The sequence below is a fragment of the Streptomyces roseifaciens genome (assembly GCF_001445655.1).
In the GTDB taxonomy this organism is placed as follows: domain Bacteria; phylum Actinomycetota; class Actinomycetes; order Streptomycetales; family Streptomycetaceae; genus Streptomyces; species Streptomyces aureoversilis.
In genome coordinates this window covers 700720-718406 of record NZ_LNBE01000002.1, presented here as the reverse complement: position 1 = coordinate 718406, position 17687 = coordinate 700720, and the positions used below count along the sequence as shown (strand labels likewise).

The window sequence follows — 17687 nt, the reverse complement described above, 5'->3', positions numbered from 1 at the left end:
CACGTTCTGCTCTGCCACGTCCGGCACGCCGGTTCCGGTGACGTGCACCACAGGAGCTGCCGCCCGCACCGCGGCTCCCCGCCCCGGGTGACGCAGACCACAGGAACTCCGGCGCCCTGCGGCGCAGTGCAGATCATGAACACTTCTTCCGTACCCCGCCGGAGCGTCCTCCGGGCTCTCGCGCTCGCTGTCACCCTGGTCGGCTGTGCAACGTCGACCTGGGACGGCCAGGCCTTCGCCGCAGCGCAGCAGCCGGAGACGTACCGTCTCACGATCCGTCACCTCGACCGCGTCGGGAGCCCGACAGGGGCCTACGACACCACCGTCACCGGCATCTCGGGCCCGGGCTCCGGCGAGTCCGTCAACCCCCACGACACTTCCGGCACGACCACCGTGCGCCTGCCCAAGGGCCGCTACCTACTGGACAGTTACCTGACCACCGGCAAGGCCGCGGCCGGTACGGGTGGCGCAGACGGCACGGACGGCGCGGACTGGATCGTCCAGCCGCGTCTCGATCTCGACCGCGACACCACCGTCACCGTCGACGCGCGCACCACGGCCCCCGTCGACGTACGGCCGCCCGACCGTTCCGCGGCGTTCCTGCACGGCATGATGGTCACCGAGGTCAAGCACGGCGGCGCGACCCGTCTCGTCAACCGGATGGTCTCCACGCCGAACCTGCGCGTCGCGCACCTGGGCCCCGACGCCGGCCCCGGGTCGGTGAAGCAGTGGTACGACGCATACTGGACGACCAAGTCCGCCGACTACGCGCTCGGCTACGTCTTCACCGGGTCCCGCGCACTGACCGGACTCACCCGGCATCCCTCCGCGAAGGACCTGGCTACCGTGCAGGTCCGCGGGGGTGCCCGACCGGGCACCACCGGGCCCGCGACGGTCGACCTGCAGCCGAGCGCCGGACCGACCGTCGGTCTCAGCCGGCGTCTGACGGTCCCCGGCACCGCCACCTACTTCGTGACGCCCGAGCGCGGCACCTGGGACATCACCTACTGGTCCCCCACGGCGCCCGGCACGCCGTCGAACCGCGCCACCGCCGACGGCATCGCCGTACGCGCCGGGAGCACGACCACACACACCTTCGACGGCCCCGTCTCCGGCCCCGCCCCCGCCCGGACCGACACCAGCACCGGCACCCACCGCACACGCTGACCACGGCCGTACCGGGGGCGCTGTCAGTGGGCCTTGGCAAGATCGGCGCATGACCGATCACGTGGATGACCTGCTCGACCCCGGCAACGACTGGAGCCGGAGGATGCAGGACCGGCTGACGGGGCTGTCCCCCGAACTGACGGAACTCGTCCTGCACCTCGGCACGTCCGCGGACTTCTGGAACCACCGGTACAAGGTCGACGTGGCGTGGAAGCGCCGGACCAAGGTCCTCCTGAAGGTCGGCGGCGCGGGCGAACTCGTCCGCGCCGCCCGCTCCTTGGACTGGGAGTACGAGATCCCGGACGGTCTCGGCTTCCGCCCGCTCGGCCCGGGCTCCGCGTCGACGTCGCTGCCCACCACTGCGCGTGTGCGGTTGCGCCCCCAAAAGACGCGCTAGCCCTCAACCTCTCCAGGGCCCCGGGGCCCCGAAGACCCTCGTCAGGCCGGAACGGGCACACCCGTCACGGCCGTCGCCAGCCGGGCCAGGGCGGACGCCTCCTCGCTCCCCTCCTCGGCGCTGAACACGTGCACCACCAGCCCCGTCTCACCTGGCGCCGCCGGCACGTGCAGCGTCTCGAAGTCCAGGGTGAGCAGCCCGGCCTCGGGGTGGCGCAGCCGCTTGCGGCCCGCTGCGCACATCACGACCTCGCCGGTGGCCCAGATCCTCCGGAAGTCGGCGCTGTGCGCGGACAGTTCGTTGATGAGGGCGGACAGCTCCGCATCGTCGGGATAGCGCCCCGCGGCGACCCGCAGCTGACCCACGGCCTCCGCCGCCCTGGCCTCCCAATCGGGGTGGACGGCCCGGGAGGCCGGGTCGAGGAAGACGTACCTGGCGTTGTTCCGGTCGCGGCTCCCCGGCCCGGGCGCGCCGCCGATCAGCTCGGCGCCCAGGGCGTTCCAGGCCACCACGTCCATACGGTGGTCCGTCACGAACACCGGGAAGCGGTCCAGGGAATCCAGCACCCGCTGCAGGAGGGGGCTGACCTCCGCCCTGGGCACAGGGTCGCGCCTGGCGCCGGCGAGCGTGTCCAAGTGCTTGCGCTCCGCCGCGTCCAGGCCCAGCGCCCCCGCGAGCGCGTCGAGCACCTCCGCGGACGGCTGGGTGGCCCGGCCCTGTTCCAGGCGGACGTAGTAGTCCACGCTGATGCCGGCGAGCTGGGCCAGCTCCTCGCGGCGCAGCCCGCGCACCCGCCGGCGACGACCGCCTGCGAGCCCGACCTGTTCCGGTGCGACACGCCCCCTGCGGGCACGCAGGAACCTGCCGAGCGCCCGCTGGGCATCGCCGACCCCGTCGACCCCGTCGACTCCTCCGATGCGACTGTCGTCCACGCCGTTCATACGCTCCAGTATGCGTGGCCCTGGCAGTACCAGGATCACGGATCCGCAGGTAAAACAGGGTGCTGGCTACCCGGGCGCGCCCGGGAGAACGTAGCTGCATGAACGACACCGCACCGCAGCAGCAGCCGCAGCAAAAGAAGATCCTCCTCGTCACCGCCCACCCCGAGCCCCGCTCGCTCAACGCCTCCCTGGCCGCCTTCGCGACCGAGCACCTGCGCGCCGCAGGCCACGAGGTGCAGGTCTCCGACCTCTACGCGATGAAGTGGAAGGCCGCGGTCGACGCCGACGACTTCCCCGACGAGCCCGGGGACCGGCGGCTGCAGGTAATGGCCGCCTCCGAGCGGGCCACGCTGGCGGGCCGACTGTCCGCCGACATCGCGGCCGAGCAGGAGAAGGTGCGCTGGTCGGACGCGGTGATCCTGCAGTTCCCGCTGTGGTGGTTCTCCATGCCCGCGATACTCAAGGGCTGGGTCGACCGGGTGTTCACCGCCGGCTTCGGCTATGGCCCGACCCTCCCTCCGCCCTACTCCGAGAGCGCCCTCGGAGGGCGGCGGGCGCTGGTGTCGGTGACGGCGGGCGCCCGGGAATCGTCGTTCTCCGACCGGGGCATTCACGGGCGCCTCGCGGACGTCCTCCACCCGGTGCAGCACGGCCTGTTCTGGTTCACGGGCATGACGCCGCTCGAACCGTTCGGGGTGTACCGCGCCAACGACCTGCCGGAGGAGCGGTTCGAGGCGGCGAAGCGGGAGTACGCGCACCGCCTCGACGGCCTCTTCACTGACGCCCCCGTCCCCTACCGGACGCTCACCGGCGGCGACTACGACCACGACATGCGCCTCCTGCCGGGCGTGGAGACGCCGGGCACCAGCGGACTCGACCTCCATGTCCGCCCGCACAGCTGACTGAACGTTGGACATCGACCCTCTCCGGACTGCCCAGGTGCGGCCGAGGCGGCGGACGACATTGAACAGCCGACGCACCCAGGGCCAGGGACAGGTGACGCCCCGACCGGTATGCCGGGGCGTCACCTGAAGATTTCACCAATGCACCCTATGATGGCGGGTTGCAGTGGTAGTTAATAGTGACTGCGTTACCCTTGACAGTCGCGATGGCGTCAAAGATGACAGCCTGTCCGTTGACGTCCACGGCCACCTTCTTTGCTGCGAACTTCCCCGGCCCCATCGGGGACCATGCAAGCTCTTCGGTATCCGCCTCGCCAAAGAGTGCGGGGATGCAGCGCACAAGATATTCTGCCGAGTTGGCCCTGTGCCAGTTCAGGTCCACATGCGATTTAAACTTGGTGCCCCGGCCCCCCGTGTACGCCTTGAGTTCCCCAATAGGCGGCGACTGGTGCTTGTTCTGGTGACTGTCCATGACGACTCGCACATCGTGCTCACCGACGGTCCTGGAAATCAGCTCAATGTCTTCCTGTGGACCGCCGGAACTCTCGGCCACCGCGCCGGCCGACTTGCCCTTCTTTCCACCTCCCTGCTTTTCACCTCCTTGCTTTCCGCCGCTCGCCCCTTTCGTGTTCCCCTTGGCCATCCGTTGGAGCGGTGTGTCACCATTCGACGAAGAGTACGATCGAGTCACACGCTGGACTTCCTGGGGCGGAGCCGAACCGACCATCGCTCGTGCGGCATTGGCTTCCGCTTCGCGTTCGAACCGGTCGGAAGGATCAGAGACCTTCAGCCCCGATCCGTTGTCCGCGCCGGCGACGGGGCCTTGACGCTGTTGAATTACATGGGTGAGTTCGTGAGCCAGGGTGCGCTTGTCCCCACCACCGTCGCCGATGACTACGTGGCTGCCGGAGGTGTATGCACGGGCGCCGACCTCAGCGGCCGAGGCTTTGGCGGCGCTGTCGTCGTGAATGCGCACGTCGGAGAAATCAGCTCCGAGGCGGTTCTCCATGTCACTGCGGATGGAATCGGCCAGCGGGCGACCCCTACTGCGCAGCACCTCATGGACAGCAGAGCTCTGCGATTCAGGCTGCGCGGCTTGCTGGTGCTGTTCCCCGGTCCGGGGACGGTCGGCCTGACGGAGCATCTGAACAATTGCCGCGTTACCCGCGGCACTCTGCAAGCCAATGAGCCTTTGGAGTGGCCCGCTCTCGCGTGCAGCAGTCTTGTGGGTTGAGCCCCGGCCGTACTGTACTTCCGGCAATCCGACGTTCTCTTGTTTCCGCAAGGGTACGCCTCTCTTTGCCTACAGAAAGCGCAACCCTCCCTTCATACAGGCTCGCCGATGAGGGGGCAAGGTGCCCCAGCGCAACGCGCACTGGGCGAACAGGCAGAGTTGCACCAGCCCGGACCGAGTGCACCGCGCACCTCGTCGGTGCCGGCAGGTACAGTCTGCGTCATGAAGTGATGACACGTCCGGCACACGAATCACCTCACGCCGTCCGAGCCTCTGCCCCGGCGTGCGTCCGGTGTGCCCGCATCGCCTGTCATTCACTTCTCGCGTGTTCTCAGGATCGGATCCCCATGACCGACGACGACAACCTCTTCCTCGCCCCCATCGCGGACCGGCTCGCAGCCCTGCCCTCCGTACTCGCCGTCACCCTCGGCGGCTCGCGGGCTCAAAGCACCCACACCCCCGACAGCGACTGGGACCTGGCCGTGTACTACCGCGGCGGTTTCGACCCGGCCGAGCTGCGCGCCGTCGGCTGGGAAGGCGAGGTCTCCGAGATCGGGGGCTGGGGCGGTGGCGTGTTCAACGGTGGGGCGTGGCTCACGATCGACGGGCGGCACGTCGATGTGCACTACCGCGACCTCGACGTCGTCGAGCACGAGCTCGCCGAGGCCCGGCAGGGCCGCTTCCACTGGGAACCGCTGATGTTCCACCTTGCGGGCATCCCCAGCTACCTCGTGGTCGCCGAACTCGCCGTCAACCAGGTGCTGCGCGGCACCTTGCCCCGCCCCGAGTACCCGCAGGCCCTGCGCGACGCGGCCCCGCCGATGTGGCGGGAGCGGGCGGCCCTGACGCTCCGCTACGCCAAGGGCGCGTACGTGCGGCGCGGCCAGGCCGCCGAGGTCGCGGGCGCGCTGGCCGTCGCCGCCATGCAGACGGGGCACGCGGTGCTGGCGGGGCGCGGTGAATGGGTCACCAACGAGAAGCGGCTTCTGCAGCAGGCCGGTCTGCGGGGCATCGACGCGATCGTGGCCGGGCTCCGACCGGAGCCCGAGGCCCTGACCCGGGCGATCACCGAGGCCGAGAGGCTCTTCGAGCGGGCACACGCGACGACTCCGGAGCACTGAGCCGCTCGGCTCAGCCCGCCGCGGCCTCGCTCCTCGAGGCCGCGGCGGGGGCCGGGACAGGGCCGGGACAGGCCGGGGCGTCAGATGCGGTCGGCGGCGATGAGGAGGTAGTGGAAGCTGCCCTCCTTGTACGCGGTCAGGAAGGGGTCCTCGACGCCGGTGGCGAGGGAGGACTGGGCGCGCAGCTCCCAGTAGGGGATGGTCGCGGCCGTGAGGTCGACGACGTTGATGGGCACGAGGCCGTTGGCGGCCATGGCCTTGAAGTAGGCACTGCGGGGGTGGATGTTGCACGTGTAGTGCTCGTCGATGCGGCTGACGGCCTTGGAGCGCAGGCCGGTCACGTCGTTGGAGCAGCCGGTGATGGTGACGTAGCGGCCGCCGTAGGCCAGCTGGCGGGCGTGCTCGGCGAAGAGTTCGTTCAGGTCCACGTACATGGTGGACTCGTTGTTCCAGATGCCCTGGAAGTCGCCGGTGGGCAGGCCGGTGTCCAGCATGTTGGCGAAGTGGTAGCGGACCTTGTCGTCCACGCCGCGCTTGCGGGCCTGCTCGTTGGCGAAGTCGACCTGGGCCTGGGAGATGGAGACGCCGTCGGCGCGGCAGCCGAAGCGGGCGTTGGCCATGATGCTGGTGCCGCCGCGGCCGCAGCCGGCGTCCAGGACGCGCTGGTCGGGGGCGATGGGGCCGAGGTGGTCGAGGAGGACGTCGGCCTGTGCCGACTCCAGCCGGTGCAGTTCCTCGATGATGCGCTGGTCCCGGGTCTCCTCGGGGCCTTCCAGGACGGAGGGATCGTAGTCGCCGAGCCCGTAGTGGTGGTGGTAGAGGCCGTCGACGTCGCCCAGGCGCAGGTTGACCGGGTCCTTCTCGTTGTTCCAGTACTCCGCTACGGACTTCTGGTAGGCGGTGCGCAGGACGCCGGCGGACGCGGCGGGGGCGGGCGTGGTCGTCATGGGGTGCTCCTTACGGATTGCGGCATGCGTGCGTGATGGCGCGTGGAATGCGCGGCACGCGTGGTGTCACGTGGGTGTGCTGGGGACGTACAGGGGATGTGCGCGGGATGTCGGGGAGGAGGCGGCAGTGGAGAGGGGCGGGCTCACGCGCCGTTGTAGCGGGGGCTTCCGGCGTGCCATTCGCGGTTGCCGCCGAGCCAGGCCCAGACTCCCGCGAGGAACCGGCGCAGCTCGGGCGTTCCGGTGAGGGCGAGGGCCGCGGCCTCCGTCTCGTAGGTGTGCACGAGCTCGTCGTGGATCTCCGCGCTCCGCTCGATGGCCTCGCGCAGCGAGCAGCCGTCCTCCTCGGCGATCACGACGGGGAGGTTGAACTCCACGCCCGAGGAGTCGTGTTCCTTCGTCATCGAGTACAGATCGTTGACGAGGGTGGCGGCCGTGGCGGCCATCGTCACGGCGCGGCGCACGCGCGGTTCGGCGTATTCGGAGGCGGGCAGCGCATAGCCGCCGACCACGTCGGCAAGTGCGATGCAGGGGAGGAAGCTGTTGATCTGACGGTGGGCCAGGTACTCGCGGACGCCGGGCATGCGGCCCTGGGAGCGCCACGAGCCCTCCTGCTCGTAGCCCACGAAGAGGACGGCGACCTCGTGCCGCAGCCGGGCCACCTGCGAGGGCTCCGCGTAGCGGGACAAGTGGTCCAGGCCCGAGCGCAGGGCGACGCGTACGGGGTCCTCGCGCATCTCCTCCTCCCACGCCGGCGCGTAGCGGGCCGGAAGGTGGGAGGGGTCGAGGGCCGTGTAGGCGAGTCCGAGGTGGGAGCCGAGGAGTTCGGTCCTGGAGCCCATGGTCTCGTCGTCGCAGTAGTAGTCGTCCGTGGCCCACTCGGCCAGGGCGCACTTGCCCGCCGCCAGCAGCCGGTCCGGGTCGTCGCTGTCGGGGTGGGCCAGCATCATCAGGCGCCCGAAGTCGGCCGCGCGGACGCGGTCGAGCCGTCCGGCGTAGATGCCGGCCTCGTCCGCCCAGTCCACCAGCCGGTCGTTGACCTCACGGGCGAGCGCCGGGTCGTCGCGGAGCGCGGGCGGGCAGTACAGCTCGGGGACGCCGGTGCCACGGTCGTCCGAGGCGGCGCCGGAAGCAACGGGAGCAACGGAGATGCCGGGGGCACCCGGGGCGCCGGCCGCCGGCTTCCCGGCGACGTTCCCGGCTTCCCCGGCCGCCCCGGCCTTCCCGGCCCGCCAGGTCTCCCTGGCCTTCCCGGCCGCGAGGCGTGCGGCGGAGGTGCCCAGCCCCGTCGGACCGGTGGGCAGGGCGGTGCCCGCCGGGCGAGGGGTGGTGCCGGGCAGCGCCTGCGGTGCCGACCGGCGGGCGTCCTGGCGGTGGGTGAGCAGCGTGGCCACGAGCCGCGCCACGTCGTGACGTGCCGGGGGCGCGGTGATCCGGGACAGCAGTGACAAGGTTCTTCTCTCCGTTCCGGGGGGTGGGGTGCCCGTCAGGACGGGGTGTGGAAGACCTCGACGTTCTCGAGGACGCCGAGCGCGTCGGGGACGAGGACGGCCGCCGAGTAGTAGGTGCTGACCAGGTAGGAGATGAGGGCCTGGTCGTTGATGCCCATGAACCGCACGTTCAGGCCGGGCTCGTACTCGTCCGGGATCCCGGTCTGCCGCAGGCCGACCACGCCCTGCTCGCCCTCGCCCAGGCGCATGGCGAGGATGGAGGAGGTGCCCTCTTCCGAGACGGGGATCTTGCCGCAGGGGAGGATCGGCACGCCGCGCCAGGCGGGCACGGGGTGGCCGTTCACGTCGGCGCTGTCGAAGGACAGGCCCCGCTTGTTGCACTCGCGGGCGAGCGCGGAGATGGCCCGGGGGTGGGCGAAGAAAGCCTTGGTGCCGCGCCGCATGCTCAGCAGCTCGTCCATGTCGTCGGGCGTGGGCGGGCCGGAGTGGGTGGAGATGCGCTGGCTGTAGTCGGCGTTGTGCAGCAGGCCGAACTCGGGGTTGTTGACGAGCTCGGACTCCTGGCGCTCGCGCAGCGCCTCGATGGTCAGCCGCAGCTGGTGCTCGACCTGGTCCATCGGGTCGTTGTAGAGGTCGGCGACGCGGGTGTGGACCCGGAGGATCGTCTGGGCGACGCTCAGCTCGTACTCGCGGGGGGCGAGCTCGTAGTCGACGAAGGTGCCGGGCAGGGCCGGCTCGCCGGTGTGGCCTGAGGCGAGGGTTATGTTCGCCTCGCCCTTCTTGTTCTGCGGACGCGCCTTCTCGGCCTGGCGCCGGCGGACGTGGGCCCGCAGCTCCTCGTGGCGGCCCGCCACCTCCTCGTAGGCGTACCGGGGCAGGGCCAGGACGGTGCACGCCGTCATCGCGCGCGCCGTGAACTCCCACTTGCCCGGCTCCTCGGCCACCGTCTGCGCGCCGAAGAACCCGCCGTCGGCCAGCACGCCGCGCCGGGTCTCCTCGCCGTACTTCCCGGTGCCGGCCTTCTCGACCTTGCCGCGCGCGATCAGGTAGACGTGGTCGACGGGACGGCCCCGTTCGGCGATCACCTGGCCGGGTTCGTACTCCTGCTGCCGGCAGCGCTCTGCCAGCGCCCGCAGCGCCTCGTCGTCGTGGAATCCGCGCAGCAGCGGCAGCTCCCCCAGCTCGGCGGGGACGACCTTGACCGCGGCGCCTTCCTGGACGAAGGTGACCCGGCCGTCGCCGACCTCGTACACCAGGCGCCGGTTGACCCGGTACGTGCCGCCCTTCACCTCCACCCACGGCAGCATGCGCAGCAGCCACCGCGAGCTGATGCCCTGCATCTGCGGGACCGTCTTGGTGGTGCTCGCCAGATTCCGCGCAGCGGCGATCCCCAGGCTGAGCTGGGCCCGGCCTGCTTGCTGTTCGGGCTGCTCCGGCTGTTGCCAGTGCGCTGCGGTCGACATCCCGGTCCCTCTTCCGTCTCGGCGCATGCGTCAAGAGGGAGCCCCTGAAGTAGCCCGATCGGGCGACTGGGGGCTCCCGCCGCGCAAGTGAAGCAGCGCCTGATGATGTTGGTCGAGGTGGCCGGGGCGGCACCGTCGTCTTTGCGCCACGAGGGGGCGATGATTCGTGTGACCCGCACCGGCCTTCCGGGGTGCTTCAGGGCGGCGACCAGGGCTGACCTGGTGCGATTATCCGCATATTCCTCGCCTCGGGCCGGCACCTCGGAGAGCCCTGACGCCGGGGGCGAGGTGGCCGATAGTGTGCGGTCGAGTCGCGCGCCCGCGGTATGACGACCAGTCAGGTCGCTGCAGCAGGGAGTTCCGGCAGGGAAGTCCCGGCCGCCCCGACCGCCCCGGCCGGCGCAAAGGCGGGCTCGGGGCGGTCTTCGGCCATGTCAGGTCATGTCATGTCAGGCCGGCTTCTGAGCGGCCAGCAGGACGGAGCCGAACTCGTCGAAGTCGATCATGTCGGCAGGGCCGAACTTCTCCCCCGCCGCCTCGTCGAACACGGTCTGCAGCTCTCCCTGGCCCCGGCGGGACCTGCTCATCTGCTCGAACGTCCGGCGCACGCACTGCTCGGTGATGTCGAGGAGTTCGGTGAAGCACAGGCCCGCCCGGCTCAGCATGGGCACGTAGTCCTCGGGCCGCGCCAGGGTCATGATGAAGTCCCGCAGGCACCGGTCCATGGCGGAGCGCAGCCCGGCCGGGATCGGAGCCCGTTCGAAGAAGTCGGTCAGCACCAGCCGGCCCCCGGGGCGCAGCACCCGCCGGATCTCGCGGAAGACCTGCTCGCGGTCGGGCATGTGGAAGATCGATTCGATGGCGATGGCGGCGTCGAAGGAGTTGTCCTCGAAGGGGAGCCGCATCGCGTCGGCGTAGCGGAACTCCACGCGGTCGCCCAGCCCCGCCGCCCCGGCGAGAGCGGTGGCGCGGGCGACCTGCGCGCGGCTCACGGAGATGCCGGTGACGTGCGCACCGGTACGCCGGGCGATCCGCATGGCCGGCTGCCCCACCCCGCAGCCGACGTCGAGGACCCGGTGGCTCTCGTCGACGTGCAGGCGGTCCGTCATCATGTCGGTGAGCCGGTCGGCGGCCTCCACGAGCGGCACACCGTCGTCCTCGGCGTCCCAGTAGCCGAGGTGGAGGCTTCCGCCGACCGTGCCCGTGTCGAGCGCGGTCAGGCGGTCGTAAAGGCGTCCGACCTCTTCGGGGACGGGGAAGACGGTGTGAGCGCTGGACACTAAGGTCCTCCGTTCTCTTCTGAACGTGTCTGCTGAACTGTCTGCTGGGTGTTTCTGCTGGACGTGCCTGTTGGACGTGTCTGCTGGACGCGTCTGCTGACCAGGGAAGCCGGAAATCCCTCACGCCTCCCCCGTTGGCGTGAGGGATTCCGTCGCGTTCGTGCCACGCTGTGCCGTCGGTAGCAGTGGCTCTTCCAGTGACGGACATCGTGCGCCACCGCCCTTGCGGCAGCCTGGTCGTGCCATTGACGTTTCCTTGCCGACCCCGGCGGCCGGTTTCGGCCGCCTTGGCGAACTCCCTGCAGTACCCTCGCCGTTCGCTTGCCATGCGCTTGCCGATGGCTTGTCGTGATCTTGGATTGCCCTGTTGCGTATGCCAAGATCCGTTTTGTAAGGCCCGGCCTCTCTGCGCCGGACGCCCGTCATCAGTCGCGCGTGCGAGAACGATTGGGACCGACATGCCCGCATCTCCGACGCCGGAGCCGACACCGACAGCCCCGCCGGCAGCCGGGCCGGCGGCCACCGACCCGAGCGAACCCCTCCTGAGCGTTCTGGGCCCCATGTCGGCACGCCACGACGGGCACGACCTCCCGATCGGCCCCCCGCGCAGGCGGGCCCTGCTCGCCCTGCTCCTCATACGCCCCGGCCGCGTGGTGCCCACGGAACTGCTCGTCGAGGAGCTGTGGGGCGAGGAACCGCCGCGCCGGGCCGTCGCCACGCTCCAGAGCCACGTCTCCCACCTGCGCCGCGCCCTCCAGCCGACGGCCGGGCCGGACGGCGCGTCGGTGCTCCGCCACCGGGCGGGCGGCTACGTCCTGGAGCTCGACCCCGCACGGATCGACGTCTGCCGCTTCGAGCTCCTGGTCACCGAAGGGCGGCGGCTGCTTGAGCAGCGCGAACCGCTCGCCGCGCGGGACCGGCTCGCGCAGGCGCTCGCGCTGTGGCGGGGTACGCCCTACGGGGAGTTCGACGGCCATCCGCCGCTCAGCGACGAGAGCACACGGCTGGAACACGTCCGGCTCACGGCCGTGGAGTCCTGCGCGGAGGCCCGGCTGGCCCTCGGAGCGGCCGAAGAGGTGGCCGCGGACCTCGAACAGGAAGCGCGCCGCCATCCGGCGCGGGAGCGCCTCGTCGGCCATCTGATGACCGCTTTGTCCCGGCTCGGCCGGCAAGCCGAAGCCCTCGAGGTCTACGAACGGACGCGCAGTCACCTGGCCGAGGAGTTCGGCGTGGGCACGGCCGCCGCGCTCCGCCGCGTCCGAACGGCGATACTCCGCCAAGAGCCGGGAACGGGGAGCCCTACTGAGGAATCGCGCCACGGGCACGCCGATCCTGTGGTCCGCGGCGCGGAGGACGCCGCGGCCGATGCGGTTGGTGCAGTTGATGCGACTGATGTCGCCGCCCTCACCGCCCTCGCCGCTGTCGCCGCTGTCGTCGCCGTGCCCGGCGGAACCGTCCCGGAGGACGACACCGTTCGCGTCGTACAGAAGGCCGGCACGGCCGCGGCCACCGACGGCGGCGGAGCGGCCGGAGCGGCCGAAACAGGCGGAAGCGCCGGAGCAGCCGGAGCAACACGTACAGCCGCAGCAACGCATACAGCCGACACCGTCGACACGACCAGCACCTCCGACACCTCCGACACCACCGACACCTCAGACACCACCGAGCCCGGGCTCCCGATGGGCCAGTCGCCGTTCACCGGCCGCAGCGAGGAGTTGCAGCGGCTGACGGCCGCGGCGACGAGTGCGCTGTCCGGGCACGGGCACGTGGCCGGTGTCCTCGGCCCCGCCGGAGTCGGCAAGACCCGGCTGCTCCTCGAACTCGCCCCACGGCTGGAGGCCGTCTGCGCGAGCCGGGGCGGCGCCGACCTGGAAGTGATCTGGAGCCACTGTTTCCTCAGCGAGGGCGTACCGCCCTACTGGCTGTGGACGCAGGTCCTCCGGCGGCTGTCCGTCACCCGCCCGGACGCCTTCCGCCGCGCGGCGGAACCTTTCGGCTCGCTCCTGGCCCCGCTCATGCCCGAGCGGTCGGCCGGGCCCGGTGGCGGCGGGCCGGGCGCCGATTCCGACTGGGGGCAGGCCCGGTTCCTCACTCACGACGCGGTCTGCGAGGTCCTGCTCACCCTGGCCGGGCAGCGTCCGCTCGTCCTCTTCCTGGAAGACCTGCACTGGGCCGACACCGCCTCGCTCGACCTGCTCCGGCTGCTGAGCACGCGCCGCCAGGGCCACCGGCTCGGCATCGTGCTGACCGCCCGCGAGTTCGAGGTCGAGGCCGACGCCACGATGCGCCGGATGCTCTCCGAGATCCTGCGCGGCCCCAGGACCGAGACCCTGCGGCTCGACGGGCTCTCCCGGCAGGCCGTCGCCGCCATCGTCGTGGCGCAGGCCGGGCCGGGCGTGGACGCGAAGGTCGTCGAGGTGCTGCACCGGCGCAGCGAGGGCAACCCGTACTTCGTCATGCAGCTCCTGTCCCTCCTGGGGGACCCCCGCAGCCTGCACCGCCCCGACGCGGCGGACGTACTGCTGACGCGCGTTCCGACGGGGGTGCGCGAGGTGCTGCACCAGCGGTTCGCGGCCCTGCCCGAACCGGTGCTGCAGGTGCTGCGGCTGTGCGCCGTCATCGGCTCCGAGGTCGACACCGACCTGCTGCACCGCACGGCCGCAGCGGACGAACCGGTCGCCGGGGCGCTGGGGTCGGCGATCCGCGCCGGGCTGCTCGGGGAGGATGCGCACCATCCGGAACGGATCCATTTCGCCCACGCCCTGGTCCAGGAGACGCTCATCGAGGAGCTGGCGCGCGAGGACCGGCAGCGGCTGCACGCCAGGGTCGCCGAGGCGCTGTGCGCCCGCAGGCACGGGCAGGTGGGGGACGGGGACGTCGAGCAGGTGGCCCACCACACCTGGCACGCCGGGAATGCGCTGCCGCCCGCGCAGGCTCTCCCGCGGCTGCTGCGCGCCGCCGACCAGGCCGAGCAGCAACTGGCGTACGAGCGCGTGGAGACGTGGCTGCGCCGGGCGGCGCACCTCGTCAGTCTGCTGCCCCACGACGACCCCTCGGCCCTGTCCCTGGAACAGCGGCTGAACATCCAGCTCGGGCAGGTGCTGGCCACGACCCGCGGCTACGGCCATCCCGAGGCCGAGACGGCGCTCGCGCACGGCCGGGCCCTCAGCTCGGCCACCGAGGCGCCCGAGGACCCGTCGGTGCTCTGGGCGCTGTGCGCGGCGTATTTGGTGACGGGCCGCTACGACGCCTCACGGCGGTTCTCCGGCCTGCTGCGGGGCATCGCGGAACGGACCCGGGAGCCCGTGGCGGTGCTCGGCGCGGCGTACGGCGAAGGCATCGTGCTGCACATCCGCGGGCGGCTGCCGCAGGCGCTCGCCGAACTGGAGCACGGGGTCGACATGGCGGACCGCTACGCCCGCGAAGGCCATGCGCTGGCCCGCACCTTCCAGCACGACCCGCGCGTCTCCTGCCGCTCGTACAACACGTTCACCCACTGGCTCCTCGGCGACCGGCGGACCGCGGCGGCGCGCCGGCGCGAGCTGCTGCACCTGACCGAGTACGACAGCAGGCCCTCCGACCGGTCCTTCGCCCTCTATGTGGACGCGGTCGTGGCGGCCTGGGAGGGCGACGCCCGTACGGCCCGGTCCTCCGGCGCCGAGGGCGCCCGCCTGGCGGGCGAACACGGGCTGCTCTACTGGAAGGGGATGCTGGGCCTGCTCGAAGGGTGGGGCCTGACGCACTCGGGGTGGGAGGGCGACGGCCTCGCCCTGATGCACGCCTCCCTGGCCGAACTGCGCCGCTCCAGCACGCTCTTGCGCCACCCCCTCCACCTGGGCCTGCTCGGCGAGGCCCAGCACCACGCGGGGCGGCCCGAGGAGGCGAGCGAGACGTTCCGCGCGCTGCTCGCGGCCGTCGAGCGGCGCGGGGAGCGGGTCTATCTGCACGAGGCCCTGCCCGCCACCCGGCTGCTGCACGATCTCCTGGGGAGCGATGCGGCGGGGGCGGCTGCGGGGGCGAAGCCTCCCCATGCCCGGTGGGCGTCCCGAAGGCCTCCGGGCGGCCTCGCCGCCATCTGACGCACGCGGCCCGCCGGGGACGTCATCGGGCCGGGGCAGGCGTGCCCGGCCTGCACCCTTGCAGCGGTCCACAAGGCCGTACGCCCGCGTGCGGCCTCGCTACGTGACGGGCTCGGCTTCGAGCCAGCGCTGCCGGCGTGCCCCGCGGTATTCCAGCGCCGGCCACCCCAGGTCCTCCAGAACGCGGGCGCAGCGCTGGAGGGCCTCGTGCTGCTGGGCGGCGGCCCCGCTCCCCGGCGGGCCGAGCCACTCGACCCGTACGCTCCCCGGCTGTTCCCCGGGACGGACGCAGTAGCCGGTCGCGGAGCGCTGCCCGTCGGCGTCGAGAGCGGAGGGCTGGATGCCGGCGGCTTCGAGGACGAGGGCGACGGCACGCACCGGCTGACGCCGTTCCCAGTCGGCGGGGCCGGATGCCGGGTCCGTGAGGTGGCCGTTCATCAGCCGCCGGATCTGCAGCAGCCCGTCCATCGCCGCGCGCACCGCCGCGGCCCGCCCGGAAGCGTCCCCCGACGGCGGGCACCCGTCTCCGGTGTCCACCTCGAACGTCCCGTTCACTCGGCTGCCTCCTTGCCCATCGATCCGGCCGTCGCCTGCTGTCCGGCTGCCTGCCCGGAGACCCACTATGGGCGCAGCCACTGACAACACCGCGCGTACGGGCGTCAGGCGCGGCGGCGCCTCAGGCGGCCGTACAGGATGAACGCCTCCATTCCGGCCAGCAGGCCCCCGCAGGTCCAGGCCGTGCCCGACGACAGCCCCGTGACCTCGCTGCCCAGGCGCGGCCTCAGCCAGCCTTCCGGGTCCGTGACGATCGTGGTCCTGTCGCCCTCCCGGAAGCTCTCCTCGCAGCCCTTGCGGTCGCCCACCTCGGCCCTGTGCGTCTCCCCCGAAGCGGACCACACGACCGAGCAGGTGCGGCCTTCATTGCCGTGTTTCCGGGTGTACGTGGAGACGTCGCCGACCAGCGCCTCGTGGGTGGTGCCGCGCTGTTCCATGACGTAGTCGTCCAGGGCCGGGCCGGTGAAGAGGACGAAGGAGAAGCCGAGGGCCGCCATGCCGGCGCCCGGTCCCGGGCCGCACATGCACCAGGCCGCGATCAGGATGATCACCATCAGGGCGAACCCGGCGAACAACAGCAGCGTGTCGTCGGGCGGGTTCAGCCACGAGACGGCAGTCAGGAGCGCCGGTGTGAGCAGCATCGTGGCCACCGTGCCCGGCCACCTGGGCCTGCCGCCGCGCCCGGCGGCCGTCGCACCCGGGTCTGCCGGCCCCTGACCCCGCACCCGTCCGCGTATGCCGGTATCCGCATCCGCATCCGCCCTGTTGCTCACCACGAGCTCACCACGCCTCGATCTCTTCTGCACCGTACGGGGAGCCCCGTTGGAGGACCCCGACCGGCGAGGTTACGCGGTGGTGGGGTCCATCGGCCCGGCCGCGTCGGCCGTACCGTCCGTACCGTCCGTGCCGTCCGTGCCGTCCGTGCCGGACTTCGGCTCGCGCCGCCGGAGGATCGCAGGCGTCCACCAGTTCGCCCGGCCGACCAGCGGAGGTTCGACATCGGCGAGCCGGGGCCCGGGGCCGCTGACCAGGGCGGGGACGGGTGGGGCAGGGCGCGCACCCGTCCGGCCAGGGCGCTGCTCCCGGGTCCCGGAGTCCGGTCGGCCGTGGAGACGCTGAGCCACGTGCCGTGGGGATTGCCGAACTCGGCGCCCTCCCTGCGGCTCTGCTGGGACCCGCCCCCGTGTACGTGCACGCCTGCGGCGGTGCGCACCTGCAGTACGCCGTCCAGTTCGGAGATCCGGAGATCCGGTGCGCGTAGCGGTCCAGGTCCGCCTCGCGGCTAATCACCGGCGGCGGTCACCCGGAGCGGCCCGCCGCGCCCGGTCAGCTCCCCGGCGAGGCGCTCGGCCGCCGCGAACTGCGCCGGCTCCGGGCCGGCTCCGACGCGGTGCGGCCTGGATGACGCTGCGCCCCAAACACCGTACGCACCGCAGCAGTTGCCGCCCGGGCGCATTGCGGGCACAGGCCTCGTCACCGGGCAAGCCACTCAACCGAGGAGGCTCGTCCGGCGTGCGTTGACGCGGCGGTCGCCGACGGTCGCCGACAGTCGCCGACGGGGGTGGTGGATGGTCAGGGAGACGCGACCGTGCCCCCGGGCTCGTCCAGGAGAAAGGGCGGCCCGGGAGCCTCCGGCGTCCAGCCGCGTGCGCGGGCGGCCCGGACGGCGGCGGAGACGTGGGCGGGGAGAACGGGAGAGGCCGGCCTGCTGATCCAGTTGCCGGGGTGCGGCCGGCCCGTCCGGACCACGAGCGTGGTGCCCGGCGACTGGGCGTGCTCGACCGCATAGGCCAGGGGCGACCAGCCCATCCCTTGGCTGTAGGTGACCCTCCTCCGGATCCTCCACCGGTAGGCGACACCGTCGACGACGATGCGACGCGACCCCTTCCTGGGCAGTGCCAAGCGCGTCCCCTTCCTCAGGGCCGAAAGGGTAACGAACAGCTGCCGGCTCCCGGCAGAACGCATCGGGGTCGGTTCGGCGCGGGCCGGGCGGGTCACGGGGCTGCCGGGGGCCGGGCGAGGTTCAATGCATAAACCACAAAATTCGGCTCATGCGTCTCTGTACGCCCCAGGAGCCCCAGCGCCCGGACCCCGACCCGCCGGCAGGTGAGTGTGAGCCCCGATCGCAAGAAGACCCCGAAGCCCGGGCA

At 71.8% G+C, this 17687-nt stretch carries 15 protein-coding genes and 1 pseudogene; 6 read left to right on the top strand and 10 right to left on the bottom strand.

The features are described 5' to 3' along the window. Positions 1-135: 135 nt before the first annotated feature. Positions 136-1167 (top strand): hypothetical protein, encoded by a 1032-nt coding sequence (locus tag AS857_RS04750; RefSeq protein WP_144440718.1) that lies wholly within the window; start codon positions 136-138, stop codon positions 1165-1167. 49 nt (positions 1168-1216) lie between these two features. Beyond that, a complete protein-coding gene (locus AS857_RS04745; RefSeq protein ID WP_058041824.1) occupies positions 1217-1564 on the top strand; it encodes a hypothetical protein in 348 nt (115 codons plus the stop codon). Positions 1565-1605: 41 nt separating this feature from the next. On the opposite strand, the gene AS857_RS04740 is transcribed toward AS857_RS04745, so the two are convergent. After that, a complete protein-coding gene (locus AS857_RS04740; RefSeq protein WP_058041823.1) occupies positions 1606-2505 on the bottom strand; it encodes a helix-turn-helix domain-containing protein in 900 nt (299 codons plus the stop codon). 98 nt (positions 2506-2603) lie between these two features. Here AS857_RS04740 and AS857_RS04735 point away from each other — a divergent pair, with 98 nt between their 5' ends. Beyond that, positions 2604-3407 (top strand): NAD(P)H-dependent oxidoreductase, encoded by an 804-nt coding sequence (locus tag AS857_RS04735; protein WP_058041822.1) that lies wholly within the window; start codon positions 2604-2606, stop codon positions 3405-3407. A gap of 709 nt (positions 3408-4116) precedes the next feature. On the opposite strand, the pseudogene AS857_RS40980 reads toward AS857_RS04735, so the two are convergent. Beyond that, positions 4117-4692: pseudogene (locus AS857_RS40980) on the bottom strand (eCIS core domain-containing protein); the annotation flags it as partial. A gap of 296 nt (positions 4693-4988) precedes the next feature. Between AS857_RS40980 and AS857_RS04725 the strand changes: the two are divergent. Continuing rightward, positions 4989-5762, top strand: coding sequence for a nucleotidyltransferase domain-containing protein (locus AS857_RS04725; protein ID WP_058041820.1), 774 nt, complete (start codon positions 4989-4991; stop codon positions 5760-5762). Between the two features lie 80 nt (positions 5763-5842). Here AS857_RS04725 and AS857_RS04720 read toward each other — a convergent pair whose 3' ends face one another. From AS857_RS04720 to AS857_RS04705, 4 genes are all read right to left on the bottom strand, one after another. After that, positions 5843-6709 carry a geranyl diphosphate 2-C-methyltransferase gene (locus AS857_RS04720; RefSeq protein ID WP_058041819.1) on the bottom strand — a complete coding sequence of 289 codons (867 nt, stop codon included), beginning with the start codon at positions 6707-6709 and terminating at the stop codon, positions 5843-5845. Positions 6710-6852: 143 nt separating this feature from the next. Further along, entirely contained in the window at positions 6853-8160 is a 1308-nt protein-coding gene (locus AS857_RS04715; RefSeq protein WP_058041818.1) for a family 2 encapsulin nanocompartment cargo protein terpene cyclase, read from the bottom strand. 35 nt (positions 8161-8195) lie between these two features. Then, positions 8196-9623 (bottom strand): family 2B encapsulin nanocompartment shell protein, encoded by a 1428-nt coding sequence (locus tag AS857_RS04710; protein ID WP_058041817.1) that lies wholly within the window; start codon positions 9621-9623, stop codon positions 8196-8198. A gap of 449 nt (positions 9624-10072) precedes the next feature. Further along, positions 10073-10903, bottom strand: a complete 831-nt coding sequence (locus AS857_RS04705; protein ID WP_058041816.1) for an SAM-dependent methyltransferase — start codon at positions 10901-10903, stop codon at positions 10073-10075. Between the two features lie 560 nt (positions 10904-11463). Between AS857_RS04705 and AS857_RS04700 the strand changes: the two genes are divergently transcribed. Then, entirely contained in the window at positions 11464-14982 is a 3519-nt protein-coding gene (locus AS857_RS04700; RefSeq protein WP_245699578.1) for an ATP-binding protein, read from the top strand. A 99-nt stretch (positions 14983-15081) separates the two neighbouring features. Here the strand turns inward: AS857_RS04700 and AS857_RS04695 are convergent, their stop codons facing one another. From AS857_RS04695 to AS857_RS04685, 3 genes are all read right to left on the bottom strand, one after another. Next, a complete protein-coding gene (locus AS857_RS04695; RefSeq protein ID WP_107105496.1) occupies positions 15082-15537 on the bottom strand; it encodes a hypothetical protein in 456 nt (151 codons plus the stop codon). A gap of 104 nt (positions 15538-15641) precedes the next feature. Further along, positions 15642-16178: a BCD family MFS transporter gene (locus tag AS857_RS04690; RefSeq protein WP_144440717.1), complete on the bottom strand. Its 537-nt coding sequence runs from the start codon at positions 16176-16178 to the stop codon at positions 15642-15644. A gap of 204 nt (positions 16179-16382) precedes the next feature. Next, entirely contained in the window at positions 16383-16661 is a 279-nt protein-coding gene (locus AS857_RS04685; protein ID WP_058041814.1) for a hypothetical protein, read from the bottom strand. 5 nt (positions 16662-16666) lie between these two features. Between AS857_RS04685 and AS857_RS41805 the strand changes: the two genes are divergently transcribed. Beyond that, positions 16667-16798, top strand: a complete 132-nt coding sequence (locus AS857_RS41805; protein ID WP_275477345.1) for a hypothetical protein — start codon at positions 16667-16669, stop codon at positions 16796-16798. A gap of 311 nt (positions 16799-17109) precedes the next feature. On the opposite strand, the gene AS857_RS04680 is transcribed toward AS857_RS41805, so the two are convergent. Next, a complete protein-coding gene (locus AS857_RS04680; RefSeq protein WP_058042101.1) occupies positions 17110-17439 on the bottom strand; it encodes a hypothetical protein in 330 nt (109 codons plus the stop codon). Between the last annotated feature and the right edge of the window lie 248 nt (positions 17440-17687).

What these genes read in the sequence shown, in the direction of transcription:
- AS857_RS04690 (WP_144440717.1), bottom strand. Translation starts at nt 16,178, where the DNA reads ATGCTGCTCACACCGGCGCTCCTGACTGCCGTCTCGTGGCTGAACCCG.
- AS857_RS04735 (WP_058041822.1), top strand. Translation starts at nt 2,604, where the DNA reads ATGAACGACACCGCACCGCAGCAGCAGCCGCAGCAAAAGAAGATCCTC.
- AS857_RS04710 (WP_058041817.1), bottom strand. Translation starts at nt 9,623, where the DNA reads ATGTCGACCGCAGCGCACTGGCAACAGCCGGAGCAGCCCGAACAGCAA.
- AS857_RS04720 (WP_058041819.1), bottom strand. Translation starts at nt 6,709, where the DNA reads ATGACGACCACGCCCGCCCCCGCCGCGTCCGCCGGCGTCCTGCGCACC.
- AS857_RS04700 (WP_245699578.1), top strand. Translation starts at nt 11,464, where the DNA reads ATGTCGGCACGCCACGACGGGCACGACCTCCCGATCGGCCCCCCGCGC.
- AS857_RS04740 (WP_058041823.1), bottom strand. Translation starts at nt 2,505, where the DNA reads ATGAACGGCGTGGACGACAGTCGCATCGGAGGAGTCGACGGGGTCGAC.
- AS857_RS04745 (WP_058041824.1), top strand. Translation starts at nt 1,217, where the DNA reads ATGACCGATCACGTGGATGACCTGCTCGACCCCGGCAACGACTGGAGC.
- AS857_RS04750 (WP_144440718.1), top strand. Translation starts at nt 136, where the DNA reads ATGAACACTTCTTCCGTACCCCGCCGGAGCGTCCTCCGGGCTCTCGCG.
- AS857_RS04725 (WP_058041820.1), top strand. Translation starts at nt 4,989, where the DNA reads ATGACCGACGACGACAACCTCTTCCTCGCCCCCATCGCGGACCGGCTC.